The organism is Saccharopolyspora antimicrobica (assembly GCF_003635025.1).
Lineage (GTDB): Bacteria > Actinomycetota > Actinomycetes > Mycobacteriales > Pseudonocardiaceae > Saccharopolyspora > Saccharopolyspora antimicrobica.
The window spans coordinates 6,870,690-6,883,350 of sequence record NZ_RBXX01000002.1; the positions used below are offsets into that span (position 1 = coordinate 6,870,690).

The 12,661-nt window shown below is 70.8% G+C and carries 11 protein-coding genes; 4 read left to right on the top strand and 7 right to left on the bottom strand.

The annotated features are described in order from the left end of the window. Window positions 1-97 precede the first annotated feature (97 nt). From ATL45_RS32575 to paaZ, 7 genes are all read right to left on the bottom strand, one after another. On the bottom strand, window positions 98-2,872 hold the full coding sequence (locus ATL45_RS32575; protein WP_093145910.1) for a toll/interleukin-1 receptor domain-containing protein: 2,775 nt from the start codon (window positions 2,870-2,872) through the stop codon (window positions 98-100). A 109-nt stretch (window positions 2,873-2,981) separates the two neighbouring features. Then, window positions 2,982-4,088 (bottom strand): 1,2-phenylacetyl-CoA epoxidase subunit PaaE, encoded by a 1,107-nt coding sequence (gene paaE, locus ATL45_RS32580; protein ID WP_093145909.1) that lies wholly within the window; start codon window positions 4,086-4,088, stop codon window positions 2,982-2,984. 1 nt (window position 4,089) lies between these two features. After that, window positions 4,090-4,608 (bottom strand): 1,2-phenylacetyl-CoA epoxidase subunit PaaD, encoded by a 519-nt coding sequence (gene paaD / locus ATL45_RS32585; protein ID WP_093145908.1) that lies wholly within the window; start codon window positions 4,606-4,608, stop codon window positions 4,090-4,092. After that, complete coding sequence (paaC, locus tag ATL45_RS32590; protein WP_093145907.1) at window positions 4,602-5,492, bottom strand: 1,2-phenylacetyl-CoA epoxidase subunit PaaC; 891 nt, start codon at window positions 5,490-5,492, stop codon at window positions 4,602-4,604. Before paaC ends, paaD begins: the two co-directional genes overlap by 7 nt. A 10-nt stretch (window positions 5,493-5,502) precedes the next feature. Next, window positions 5,503-5,814 (bottom strand): 1,2-phenylacetyl-CoA epoxidase subunit PaaB, encoded by a 312-nt coding sequence (paaB, locus tag ATL45_RS32595; protein WP_093145906.1) that lies wholly within the window; start codon window positions 5,812-5,814, stop codon window positions 5,503-5,505. After that, entirely contained in the window at window positions 5,811-6,782 is a 972-nt protein-coding gene (gene paaA, locus ATL45_RS32600; RefSeq protein WP_093145905.1) for a 1,2-phenylacetyl-CoA epoxidase subunit PaaA, read from the bottom strand. Before paaA ends, paaB begins: the two co-directional genes overlap by 4 nt. 2 nt (window positions 6,783-6,784) lie before the next feature. Continuing rightward, window positions 6,785-8,827, bottom strand: coding sequence for a phenylacetic acid degradation bifunctional protein PaaZ (gene paaZ, locus ATL45_RS32605; protein WP_093145904.1), 2,043 nt, complete (start codon window positions 8,825-8,827; stop codon window positions 6,785-6,787). A 262-nt stretch (window positions 8,828-9,089) separates the two neighbouring features. Between paaZ and paaI the strand changes: the two genes are divergently transcribed. The 4 genes from paaI to ATL45_RS32625 all read left to right on the top strand — a co-directional run bounded on the left by paaI (window position 9,090) and on the right by ATL45_RS32625 (window position 12,656). Continuing rightward, entirely contained in the window at window positions 9,090-9,491 is a 402-nt protein-coding gene (gene paaI / locus ATL45_RS32610; RefSeq protein WP_093145903.1) for a hydroxyphenylacetyl-CoA thioesterase PaaI, read from the top strand. Beyond that, the gene (gene paaK / locus ATL45_RS32615) at window positions 9,488-10,828 is read left to right on the top strand and encodes a phenylacetate--CoA ligase PaaK (protein ID WP_093145902.1); all 1,341 of its coding nucleotides are present in this window, start codon (window positions 9,488-9,490) and stop codon (window positions 10,826-10,828) included. The genes paaI and paaK overlap by 4 nt, the downstream gene beginning before the upstream one ends. 38 nt (window positions 10,829-10,866) lie before the next feature. Further along, window positions 10,867-11,487 carry a TetR/AcrR family transcriptional regulator gene (locus ATL45_RS32620; protein WP_093145901.1) on the top strand — a complete coding sequence of 207 codons (621 nt, stop codon included), beginning with the start codon at window positions 10,867-10,869 and terminating at the stop codon, window positions 11,485-11,487. Between the two features lie 530 nt (window positions 11,488-12,017). After that, window positions 12,018-12,656 (top strand): hypothetical protein, encoded by a 639-nt coding sequence (locus tag ATL45_RS32625; RefSeq protein ID WP_093145900.1) that lies wholly within the window; start codon window positions 12,018-12,020, stop codon window positions 12,654-12,656. Window positions 12,657-12,661 lie beyond the last annotated feature (5 nt).

A 12,661-nucleotide genomic window follows, 5' to 3' on the forward strand; every position in this document is an offset into this window, starting at 1 on the left:
GCTGCTGCGTGGTGCCGCGGCCTCCCGGCCACGTTCTCGCGGCGTGCATCGTCAGCGGCGTGGGCCGACGCGACCACGGACGCTGCGAGCGAGCTGCTCAACGACTGCACGCTGGAGGGACGTCGATCCCGCCCAGGTACTGGGCTCGTTCCTGGCCGCGGAGCTCGCCCACACCCATCTCGCACAGAGCGACCAGCCACTGCTGCGATCCGAGAGCCCATTGGTGGGGTGCGCCGCTGCGGGTCACGACCAGGCGGCCGTCGTCGGTCAGCTCGGGGTCGCCATCATGCCCGCCACCGGGATCGGGGACCCGCCACTCACCGATCAGGATGCCGGTCGAGACCTCCCAGAAGGAAATCCCGTCGCCGAGCCCGACGAGCACGTCCCCGTCCGGGCTGAAGGTGAGCCCACCCGGAGGGGACAGCTCCGGCAGCTGCATCTCGGTGCGCAACGTGCCGGCCAGATCCCGCACGAAGACCTGGTTGTCGGCCTCGGTGATCGCGATCCGGCTGCCGTCCGGGCTGACCGCCACGTCGTTGATCCGGAAGCCGCCGGTGACCTCGCCCACGCGGTGGAGCGTTCGACCGTCCCATTCGTGGATTCCGACGACGCCGTTCAGATCGTCCTCCACCACGGCGACGGTCGATCCGTCCCGGTCGACGGCGAACCCGCTCTGCTCCCCGGACACCGGTACCTTGCCGATGACCACGCCGCTGGCCACGTCGACGACTTCCGGCCCGCCGATGCGGTCCACGAGGACCGCGCGGTCCCCGGCCAGGAACCGGATTCCGGCAGACCTGGTGATGCTCTGCTGGAAGTCGTAGGGCCCGCTGAAGTGCTGGATCTCCTCGCCGGTATCGAGATCCCAGATCCCGACCCGGCCGCCGACCTGCACCGCCAGCCGGCGGCCGGACCCGTCGAGTGCCGCGGCGATCGAGTAGGCCGAGAGATCATCGGGGTCCGCCACGACCGGCAACGCACGTTCGACGCTGCCGCGGGCGAGGTTCCAGACCCGGATGCCGCGCGTGCCGGCGACCACGGCCCGGTGACCGCGGACCGCCAGCGCTTCCAGCTTCAGGTCGTCCGGCGGGGACGGATGCGCGAGCACCCGCGCATCGGTGTCGGGCGAGAGGACGCTGACCGCACCGTTGTCGGACACAACGCCGACCAGCCCGCCGTCCGCCGACAGCGCCATATCCAGCACCTGGGAGGTTTCCACGGTCAACCGGACGGGATTGCCCAGGCCGCGGTCGAACGCGGTGACGTGCAACGAGGAATCGACGACGAGCACCGTCGAGCCATCGTCGGAGATCTCGACATGGAGGGCGCCGCCGGGCAGCGATGCCGACGCCAGCTGCGCCCCGGTCGCCAGGTCCCGGAGCTGCAGCTGCTCGCTCTCGGACGTCACCAGCAGACCGCCGCCGATCGCTTCCAGGTGAGCTCCGACCGGAACGGACTCCTGCGGCAGCCACGACCCGGTTTCGACGTCCAGCGGCACCATCGCCGTCGTGATCCACCCCGCCGACTCCGCTTGGCCGACCAGCAAGCGCCGGCCGTCCGGCGCGAAGATCAGCGGGCCGGACAGCTCCACCGGCGCTTCCGGCAGCTGCCTCGGCACCCCGGTCCGCAGATCCCACATCTGCGGCGGCCGTGCGCTCGGCTCCGCATCCCTGTCGCGTGCGGCGAGCAGCGTGCCGTCCGGCGACACGGCCAGCTCTGGGGATGACGCCTCGAAAGCTGCGGCATGGCGCTGCTGGCGGGTCTCGACGTCCCAGATCTGGAAACCGCCGCCGTCGTGGGAGATCAGGGATCGGCCATCGGGAGTGAACGCCAGGGAGAGCACGCTCCGCTGCGGCGGTTCCAGCTCGCCGAGCATCCGCTGCTGCCGGACGTGCCACAGCGAAATCCGTTCTGCGTCGTCGGCGGCGAAGGCCAGCAGCGAGCCGTCCGGGCTCATCGCAGCATGCCCCGCCAGCGTGACGACCTCTGTGCGCTGCACCGGAGGGGCGTTGTCCGGTGGCTGGACGAAGGACACGACGTGGCGGTTGCGTTCCAGCGCCGCCAGCATCGCCCCGGCAGCCTGCGCGGTGGGCGCCGTTCGGAAGGCGGTGGCGGCCAGCTGTGCCGCCAGCTGCGGCTGCCGCTGCGTCTGCGACTCGGCCGCCAGCGCGCGGGAGAGCGCAACCGCAGCCTGCTGCTCAGCGCGGTTGCGCTGCTGCACCGCGAACACCGAGGCGACGGTGACGCTGATGCTTAGCACCAGCATCAGCGAGACCGCCGACCAGGCTATCCGCAGTTGCCTGCGCTGTTGCCGCAGCTGGAGGCTGTCCAGCTCCTCCGGCTGAATGCCGTGCAGCGGGGCGGCCAGTTTTCCCACCGCTCGGCGGAAGTCGGGCTGCCGCAGGGACAGCCCAGTCGTCCGGCGATCATCGGTCAGCGGAACGCAGAACGGTTCGCTGGCAAGCCGACCGCGCAGCACTTCTGGCAGGGCGTTGGTGCGAATCCAGTCGAAATCCGCTCCCTCCCAGGAGATTCCACCGTCGACCACGGCGATCAGGAAGTTCTCCGGCGAGCAGTGCTCGTGCCAGAACCGCACTTCCCAACGCACCCATTTCGACTGCGCCGCCTCCGGGGAGGCAAGCAGTATGAAATAGCGCGAACGCAGCATCGCCTGCTTGATGTTGTCCGGCAACGAACCTGCGGGGAGGCTTTCGTCGTCCCAGAAGAGGCGGAGCCGCCGCACCCGCTCCCGCACGAACATGGGGCGCCCGATCCTGGTCAGGGCCCCGTGCAGGGCGGTGGCAACTGCCTTGTTCGCGTGGCTGTAGGAGATGAACGCGTCGTAATCCTCCGGCGAAGTGATCCCCGTCACGCCATGACACTACCAGCGATGATCACGCCGATAGGTCCGTCTGCTCGCCGCGCATTCGCTCCGGGCTCGACGATGGAGTTCGCGCCAGGCAGAACGGGGCAACCGGCTCTCAGGCGTCGAAGTCGATCGTCACCTCGTCGGTGGTCGGCAGCGATTGGCAGGTGAGCACGAAGCCCTGGTCCAGCTCGGAGTCCTCCAGAGCGAAGTTGCGGCGCATCCGCACCTCACCGCAGGTGACCTTGGCACGGCAGGTTCCGCAGACGCCGCCCTTGCAGGCGAACGGCAGGTCCGGGCGGACCCGCTGGGCCGCGTCCAGGACCGGGACGGCGCGGGGCAGCGTCATCGGCGTCGAACGGCCGTCGAGCACGACGGTCACCTCGCTGGTGGGGCCGTCGATGGCCGGTTCCTCGTGGTGCACCGGTTCCGGTGGCGCGTCCTCCACGTAGAACAGCTCCTGGTGGATGCGCTCGCCGGTCACTCCGCTGTCGCGCAGCACGTCCCGGGCATCGGTGACCATCCCGAACGGTCCGCACAACCACCACTGGTCCACCGCTCCGGCATCGACCACTGTGGACAGCAGGGCGCGGATCTTGGCCGCGTCCAGCCTGCCGGTGAACAGCTCGGACTCGCGCGGTTCCCGCGACAGGACGTGCACCAGCTCCAGCCGGCTCGGGTAGCGGTCCTTCAGGTCGGCCAGCTCGTCGGCGAACATCACCGTGCCGCTGCGGCGGTTGCCGTACAGCAGCGTCACCGTCGCGTCGGTCTCGCGCAGCACGCTCGCCGCGATCGACAGCACCGGCGTGATCCCCGAGCCCGCCGCGATGCACACGTGCCGCTCGTGGGCGGTCAGGTCCGGGCAGAAACCGCCGGTCGGCGGCAGGACCTCGACCTCGTCGCCGGGCCGGACCTCGTGCACCAGCCAGCTGGAGAACAGCCCGCCCGCGACATGGCGCACCCCGATCCGCAGGGCGGCACCGCGCGGCGCGCAGATCGAGTACGACCGGCGTTCCTCGCGGCCGTCGACGCGACGGCGCAGCGTCAGCGACTGCCCGGGCCGGAAGGCGAACTCGTCGGCGAGTTCCGGCGGAACGTCGAAGGTCACCGCGACCGCGTCCTCGCACAGCCGCTCCACACCGCTGACGCGCAGCGCGTGGAACTCGGTGCGACGGCGAGCCGCGGGCGGGGCGGGGGCCTCGACGGGGGCGGGACGGACCACGTCAGATCTCCTTGATGTGCTCGAAGGGCTCGTGGCACGCGCGGCACCGGCGCAACGCCTTGCACGCGGTCGAGCCGAACTGCGAAACCCGTTCCGTGTCCGGCGAACCGCACTGCGGGCAGCTGACCCGCGAGCTCGGTGGCGCCAGCGTCAACGGCACCGGACCGGCGGCGTGGCGCGGTGCGGCACCGGGCGGGGCGATGCCGTAGTCGGCGAGCTTGCGCCGCCCGGCCGCGCTGATCCAGTCCGTGGTCCAGGGCGGGTCCAGCACCGTCCGCACCTCGACCTCGGGGAAGCCGGCTTCGCGCAGCCGGGTGCTCAGATCGCTGCGCATCTCGCGCATCGCCGGGCACCCCGAGTAGGTCGGCGTGATGGACACGACGACGGTGCCGTCCTCAGCCAGCTCCACTTCGCGCAGAACACCGAGATCGGCCAGCGTCAGCACCGGCAGCTCCGGGTCGGTGACCGACTCGGCGACCGCGCGGGCGTGCTGAAGGCCCGGTTGCGTGCTCGTCACCACGTCGCCTCCGGGTGTGCTCGGGCCAGGCTCTGCATCTCCGCCAGCAGGTAGCCCAGGTGCTCGGTGTGGATGCCGTCCCGACCGCTGCGCCCGCCGACCCCGGCCAGCGCCGGAACGTCCGGTCGCCGCAGCGTCGCCGCGGTGCAGACCTGATCGATCACCTCGTCGAACTCGGCGCGCACCTCCGCCGGGTCGGCGCCGATCCCGGCCGCGGCCATCCGCAGCTCGGTCTCGTGCGGCGTGAACAGCTCACCGACCAGCGGCCACACCTCGTCCAGGCCGCGCTGCATCCGGACGTGCGACACCTCGGTGCCGTCGCCGAGCCGCACCGCCCACTGCGCCGCGTAGTCGCGGTGGTAGGTCAGCTCCTTGACCCCCTTGGCCGCGATCGCCGCCAGCACCGGGTCGCGGGAGTCCGCGAGCCGGCCGAACAGCGCCAGCCGCCAGGTGGCGAACACCAGCAGCCGCGCGGTGGTCTGCGCGAAGTCGCCGTTGGGCGACTCGACCAGCCGCACGTTGCGGAACTCCCGCTCGTCGCGGAAGTACGCCAGCTCGTCCTCGCCCCGGCCGCTGCCGTCGGCCTGTCCGGCCCGGGCCAGCAGCAGCCTGGCCTGGCCGAGCAGGTCCAGCGCGATGTTGGCCAGCGCCAGCTCGTCCTCCAGCTCCGGAGCGCGGGTGACCCACTCGGTCAGCCGGTGCGAGGCGATCAGCGCGTCGTCACCGAGCATCAGCAGGTAGCGGCTGAACTCGGCGCCGTCGAGCCCGGCGGGCAGCGTCGTGTCCACACCGGACAGCGGATCGTCGAACCCGGTGCCGAAGGCCCAGCGGGACTCGCCGTCGGGTTCGGCGGCGGTCAGCGCCTCGTAGGCGTTGTCGAACGACATTGAGCCGACCTCACATGTGCGGAACGTTGTCGGGAATCCGGTAGAAGGTGGGGTGCCGGTACACCTTGTCGCCGCTGGGCGCGAAGAACGGGTCCTTCTCGTCCGGGCTGGACGCGGTGATCGCGTCCGCCCGCACCACCCAGATGCTCACGCCCTCGTTACGGCGGGTGTACAGGTTCCGCGCGTTGTGCAGCGCCATCTGCTCGTCCGGCGCGTGCAGCGAACCCACGTGCACGTGGTTGAGCCCCCGCTTGCCCCGGACGAAGACCTCGAACAGCGGCCACGAGGGACGCGGCGCGCCCACCTCGGCGTCCGAACTCATCGCGCGACCTCCTCTCGTGCGGCCTGTTTCGCGGCGTGGGCGGCTGCCGCTTCGCGCACCCACTGCCCGTCCTCGTGCGCGGCCCGGCGCCTGGCCAGCCGCTCCTCGTTGCACGGCCCGCCACCGCTGATGACGCGCTTGAGCTCCGACCAGTCGGGCTCGCCGAAGTCGTGGTGCCCGCGCTCGGCGTTCCACCGCAGCTCCGGATCGGGCAGCGTGACGCCGAGCGCCGCCGCCTGCGGGACCGTCATGTCCACGAACTTCTGCCGCAGCTCGTCGTTGGTGTGCCGCTTGATCCGCCACGCCATGGACTGCTGGGTGTTCGGCGAGTCCGCGTCGGGCGGGCCGAACATCATCAGCGACGGCCACCACCACCGGTCGGTGGCCTCCTGCACCATCTCTCGCTGCTCCGCGGTGCCCCGCATCATCGTCATCAGCAGCTCGTAGCCCTGCCGCTGGTGGAACGACTCCTCCTTGCAGATGCGCACCATCGCCCGCGCGTAGGGGCCGAAGGAACTGCGGCACAGCGGCACCTGATTGCAGATCGCGGCACCGTCCACCAGCCAGCCGATCACTCCGATGTCGGCGAAGGTCAGCGTCGGGTAGTTGAAGATCGACGAGTACTTCTGCCGCCGGTCGATGAGCTTCTCGGTCAGCTCCGAGCGGTCCACGCCCAGCGTTTCGGCCGCGGAGTACAGGTAGAGCCCGTGGCCTGCCTCGTCCTGCACCTTGGCCAGCAGGATCGCCTTGCGCCGCAGGCTCGGCGCCCTGGTCAGCCAGTTGCCCTCCGGCTGCATGCCGATGATCTCGGAGTGCGCGTGCTGCGCGATCTGGCGCACGAGGGTCTTGCGGTAGCCCTCCGGCATCCAGTCGCGCGGTTCGATGCGCTGGTCGTGGGCGATCCGCTCGTCGAAGTGCCGCTGCAGCTCGGCGTCCCCGAGCTGATCGGCCCGTACCGTGGTCGTCATGGTCACTCCTGCGTCTCCGGCCGCTTCGCGACCAGGGTGAGCACGTCGTACTTGGCCACCGAGGCGCCGTCCTGGTTGGTCACGTCCACGTCCCAGCGGACCTCGCCGTGCTCCGCGCCGACCCGTGGCGTGATCTGTTTCGCGGTCAGGGTCACGGTGATCTCGTCGCCCGGGTAGGTCGGCGTGAGGAACCGGAGGTTCTCCAGCCCGTAGTTGGCCAGCACCGGGCCGGGCTCCGGGTCGACGAACAGCCCGGCGGCGAAGGAGACCACCAGGTAGCCGTGCGCGACCCGGCCTTCGAAGAACGGGTTGGCCCGGGCCGCTTCCTCGTCGGTGTGGGCGTAGAAGGTGTCGCCGGTGAACTCGGCGAAGCGCTCCACGTCCTCCAGCATCACCCGGCGTGGGCCGGCGATGACCGTGTCGCCGACCTTCAGCTCGTCCAGGTGCTTGCGGAACGGGTGCACGTCGGTGAAGAGCTGCGGGCCCCCGGTCACCCACTGCCCGGTGATCGCGGTCAGCGTCGCCGGATCGGCCTGCACCGCCGTGCGCTGCATGTGGTGCAGGACGCCGCGGATCCCGCCCATCTCCTCGCCGCCGCCTGCCCGGCCCGGTCCGCCGTGGACCAGCGCGGGCAGCGGGGAGCCGTGCCCGGTGCTCTCCTCGGCGTTGTCGCGGTTGAGCACCAGCATCCGGCCGTGCCGGGAGGCCGCACCCAGCACCACGGCGCAGCTGAAGCCGAGGTCGGCGCTGACCACGGAACCGACCAGGCTGCCCCTGCCCCGCCGGGCGAGGTCGACCGCCTGCTCCGTGCTCTCGTAGGGCAGCAGCGTGCTCACCGGCCCGAAGGCCTCCACCTCGTGCGGCTGCGGCTGGTCCGGGTCGTCGCAGCGGACCAGCAGCGGGGACAGGAACGCGCCGCGCTCCGGGTCCGCGTTGACGACCTCGACGTGATCGGGATCGCCGTGCACGAGCGTTCCGGCTTCCAGCAACGCCTTCAGCGAACGCCGGACCTCCTCGCGCTGTTCGAGGCTGGCCAGCGCTCCCATCCGCACCCCCGGCGAGGACGGGTTGCCCACGACGACCTTCTCCAGCCGAGCCTTGGCCGCGTCGACCACGTCGTCCATCAGGCCGGCGGGCACGATCGCGCGGCGGATCGCGGTGCACTTCTGCCCCGCCTTGACCGTCATCTCGGTGACCAGCTGCTTGACGAACAGGTCGAACTCCGCGGTTCCGGGCACCGCGTCCGGCCCCAGGATCGAGCAGTTCAGCGAGTCGGCCTCGACGTTGAAGCGCACCGAGTTCGCCGCCACCACCGGGTGGGCGCGCAGCCGCTGCCCGGTGGCCGCGGAGCCGGTGAACGACACCAGGTCCTGGTCGGTGAGGTGCTCGAACAGATCGCCGACGCTGCCGCACACCAGCTGCAGCGAGCCCTCCGGCAGCAGCCCGGACTCGATCATCAGCTCGACCAGCCGGTGCGTGAGGTAGGCGGTCTGGCTGGCCGGCTTGACCAGCGAGGGAACGCCCGCGAGGAAGGCCGGGGCGAACTTCTCCAGCGGTCCCCACACCGGGAAGTTGAACGCGTTGATCTGCACCGCGACACCGCGCAGCGGGGTGCAGATGTGCCTGCCGACGAAGGTGCCGCCCTTGCTCAGCGGCTCCACCGCGCCGTCGACGTAGACGGTGCTGTTCGGCATCTCCCGCCTGCCCTTGCTGGAGTAGCCGAACAGCACGCCGATCCCGCCGTCGACGTCGAACTTCGAGTCGCCGAGCGTCGCGCCGGTGCGCGCCGACAGGGCGTACAGCTCTTCCCGGTGCTCGCGCAGGTAGGAGGCGAGGCTCTTCAGCAGGGCGCCCCGCTGGTGGAAGGTCAGCTCGGCCAGCGCCGGCCCGCCGCGTTCGCGGCCGTGCGCCAGCGCGGCGGCCATGTCGACCCCGGCCGAGGAGACCCGCGCGACCTCTTCACCGGTCACCGCGTCGTGCAGCGGCACGCCGTCCTCCGCCGGCGTGTGCCAGTCACCGTTGACGTAGCTCCGCAGGGCAGCCATGCACTCCGACCTCCTCAAGCCCGGATCCGCGGGCGGTGGATTTCTTTTACTGACCGTTCATTCGAAAAACTAGCACGGGTGTTCCCCACGGGACACCACCCGAAACGGCGAAATCCGCCTTGACCGAGCCAGGAAGACCACTTCGGACGGATGTCCTTGACAGGCCAGGACCGAGCGGGATTAATTACTGACTGTTCGTTCGGTAGCTAGGCGGTGCACAGTGCAGGAACCCAGCGCGACGAGGCGCAATCCGGCCCAGGTGATGTTCGACGACGACCGCGCCTCCCAGGCGCTGGGCATCGAGCTGCTCGACGTGGGCAGCGGAACCGCCCGCGCCCGGATGACCATCACCGAGACGATGGTCAACGGGCACGGGATCGCCCACGGCGGCTACCTCTTCCTGCTCGCCGACACGACCTTCGCGTGCGCCTGCAACAGCCACGGCCCGACGACCGTAGCGGCCCGCGCGGACGTCACCTTCGTCCGCCCGGCGCGGCTCGGCGACGAGCTCACCGCCAGCGCGGTCGAGCGCACCCGGTTCGGGCGCAGCGGGATCTACGACGTCTCCGTGCACCGCGGCGAGGAACTGATCGCCGAGTTCCGCGGGCACAGCCGATCGATCGGCGCAGCACCGGCCGGCGAGTCCGAAGGAGAGACGCGATGACCGCGAGCACCGAGGCCCACTCCGCACCGCGCAGGCTCGGCCCCGCGCCGGACCCGGCCGAGCTCGACGCCGCGGAGCGGTACTCGGCCGACGAGCTGGCCGCCGTGCAGCTGGAACGGCTGCAGTGGACGCTGCGGCTGGCCTACGAGAACGTGCCGCTGTACCGGGAGAAGTTCGACCGCGCCGGAGTCCGCCCGGAGGACTGCCGCAGCCTGGCCGACCTGGCGAAGTTCCCGCACACCACGAAGCAGGACCTGCGGGACAACTACCCGTACGGCATGTTCGCGGTCCCGCGCGAGCAGATCCGCAGGCTGCACGCCTCCAGCGGCACCACCGGCAAGCCCACGGTCGTCGGCTACACCGAAGGTGACCTGCGGAACTGGGCCGACCTGGTCGCGCGGTCCATCCGCGCGTCGGGCGGCAGGCCCGGGCACCGGGTGCACGTCGCCTACGGCTACGGGCTGTTCACCGGCGGCCTCGGCGCGCACTACGGCGCCGAGCGGCTCGGGTGCACCGTCATCCCCGCCTCCGGCGGCATGACCGCCCGGCAGGTGCAGATCATCCAGGACTTCCAGCCCGAGATCATCATGGTCACGCCGTCCTACCTGCTCACCCTGATCGACGAGTTCGAGCGGCAGGGCGTCGATCCGCGCAGCACCTCGCTGCGCACCGCCATCCTGGGCGCGGAGCCCTGGACCGAGCAGATGCGCCAGGAGATCGAGCAGCGGCTGGACCTCGACGCGGTCGACATCTACGGCCTGTCCGAGGTGATGGGCCCCGGGGTGGCCAACGAGTGCGCCGAGACCAAGGACGGCCCGCACATCTGGGAGGACCACTTCTACCCCGAGGTGATCGACCCGTTCACCGAGGAGGTGCTGCCCGACGGCACCGAGGGCGAGCTGGTGTTCACCTCGCTGACCAAGGAGGCGATGCCGATCATCCGGTACCGCACCCGCGACCTGACCCGCCTGCTGCCGGGCACGGCGCGGCCGATGCGCCGGATGGCCAAGATCACCGGCCGCAGCGACGACATGATCATCCTGCGCGGGGTCAACGTCTACCCCACCCAGATCGAGGAGCTGGTGCTGCGCACCGACGGGCTCTCGCCGCACTTCCAGCTGGTGCTCACCAAGCAGGAGCGGATGGACGTGATGACCGTGCGGGTGGAGGCCCGGAGCGACTGCCCGGCGGCACGGCGGGAAGCGGCCGCGGCCGACCTGGTGCGCGCGATCAAGGACGGGGTCGGCATCAGCACCGAGATCGCGGTGGTGGACCCGGACACCCTGGAACGCTCGGTGGGCAAGCTGCGGCGGGTCGTCGACCGCCGTCAATCCTGACCGACCGGCCGGTCGACGCGGCTGAAATACTCGGGACCATGGCAGACAACGCTGGACGGAGCAATCGCCGGGGCCGACCGGGCTACGACCTCGGCAGGCTTCTGGACGTCTCCGTGCGCGTGTTCAACGAACGCGGCTACGAGGGCACCAGCATGGAGGTCCTCGCGCAGCGGCTGGGCATCACCAAGTCGGCGATCTACTACCACGTCTCGGGCAAGGACGAGCTGCTGCGGCTGAGCGTCGACCGGGCGCTGGACGCGCTGTTCGCGGTCGTCGAGGAGGAGGCGTCGACGAACGGCCGGGCCATCGACCGGCTGGAGCACGTCGTGCGGCGCAGCATCGAGGTGCTGGTGGCGGAGCTGCCGTTCGTCACGCTGCTGCTGCGGGTGCGCGGCAACACCCGGGTCGAGCGGCAGGCGCTGGCCCGCCGACGCGAGTTCGACCTGGTGGTCAGCGATCTGGTCGAGCAGGCCGAGGCCGAGGGAAGCATCCGCCCGGACGTCGATCCGGCGCTGACCACCAGGCTGCTGTTCGGCATGGTCAACTCGATCATCGAGTGGTATCGGCCGAGCCGCGGGCTGCGCGCCGAGCAGGTAGCCGACGCGGTGACCAAGATCGCCTTCGACGGCCTGCGCACCGGGTCGCGGAAACCCGCGTGAAAATTCTTCGCAGACTCACGTCACGCCCGGAGGCCTGGCCGGTCTAAATCACGTGGGCGTTCTGGAGCGCCCGCGCGCGTGCGCGACGAAGAGGGGATCGCGCACGAGACGGCCGCCGGTCGTGGCAGGGGTGGATGTGGCCGCGACCGGCGGTCCCGCGCCGCCTGGGAGGCGGGCGGCTCCCCCGCTCCGAGAACGCCGCAGCGTTCCGAGTGGTGAAGTTCCTCCTCCACCGCTGCGGGCAGTTGCGGTTACCAACAACCGGCGCAGCGCGAAAGTTCCTGGCAGCAGCGCGAAAATCAGCGTGTGGGTGACAAAAGTCCCCTGCGATCTAGCAGTCGGTCCGCATACGCTTCCATGCGTTGTGGCCGTTCGGGGCCCGGTGGTCGCCGAAGTGGATCCGCTGAACTGGGGACGGCGAGAGCACTTCCGGGGCGACGAGACACGCCGATCGCCGGTTCGACAGCTCCGCGGCCCCTTCCTCCCTCTCGCCCAGACATCGCGGACGAGCACGCTTTTTGGAGGCGGTTGTGTCACGGCTTGAGTCGATCGCTCGCGCCTTCCTCCGGTACCTCTACGAAGATCACCGGTTCCGTCCGGAGGTCGCGGACTTCTTCGACAGCGCGGCGGCCGAGGCGGCAGCCGTCCAGCCGTCGTGGGCCGAGCTGGCCGACGTGCTGGAGGCGTTGCGGGAGCGCGAGCTGATCGCCACCAGCGGGGAGGGGCAGCTGGGCACCCCGGCCCGGGCCGGGCTCACCGGTTCCGGGCTGATCTGCGCGGGCAGGCACGGTGGTGACATCACGTCCTGGTCCCGGTCGCAGTCGGTGGCGGTGCTCGACGACCCAGCCGAAGGCGCGGTCCCGCAGGCGCGGTCGGCGAGCGAGGGAGCACCGCGCCGCATCGATTACTCCGGGTTGACGCGCGTCGCCAAGGTGGTGCTGCTGGCGCTGCCGACGGTGCACGCGCGCTACGGCGACACCGTCGAGATCGAATCGACCGCCCAGCGGCTGTGCGAGGCGACCCGCCAGGACAGACCGGACGCCGGGCGGGTCCGGATCCTGGCGCAGCGCTTGCGCACCGACCTGGCGACCGGTTCGGTCGCCAACACCCTCGGGGTCGTGCTGCTCGACGGCCTGGACGAGGCTCTCGACGAAAGCGGGCTGGGCTAGGCGGG

What these genes read in the sequence shown, in the direction of transcription:
- paaC (WP_093145907.1), bottom strand. Translation starts at nt 5,492, where the DNA reads ATGTCGTTCGACAACGCCTACGAGGCGCTGACCGCCGCCGAACCCGAC.
- paaB (WP_093145906.1), bottom strand. Translation starts at nt 5,814, where the DNA reads ATGAGTTCGGACGCCGAGGTGGGCGCGCCGCGTCCCTCGTGGCCGCTG.
- paaA (WP_093145905.1), bottom strand. Translation starts at nt 6,782, where the DNA reads ATGACGACCACGGTACGGGCCGATCAGCTCGGGGACGCCGAGCTGCAG.
- paaZ (WP_093145904.1), bottom strand. Translation starts at nt 8,827, where the DNA reads ATGGCTGCCCTGCGGAGCTACGTCAACGGTGACTGGCACACGCCGGCG.
- paaI (WP_093145903.1), top strand. Translation starts at nt 9,090, where the DNA reads ATGTTCGACGACGACCGCGCCTCCCAGGCGCTGGGCATCGAGCTGCTC.
- paaK (WP_093145902.1), top strand. Translation starts at nt 9,488, where the DNA reads ATGACCGCGAGCACCGAGGCCCACTCCGCACCGCGCAGGCTCGGCCCC.
- ATL45_RS32620 (WP_093145901.1), top strand. Translation starts at nt 10,867, where the DNA reads ATGGCAGACAACGCTGGACGGAGCAATCGCCGGGGCCGACCGGGCTAC.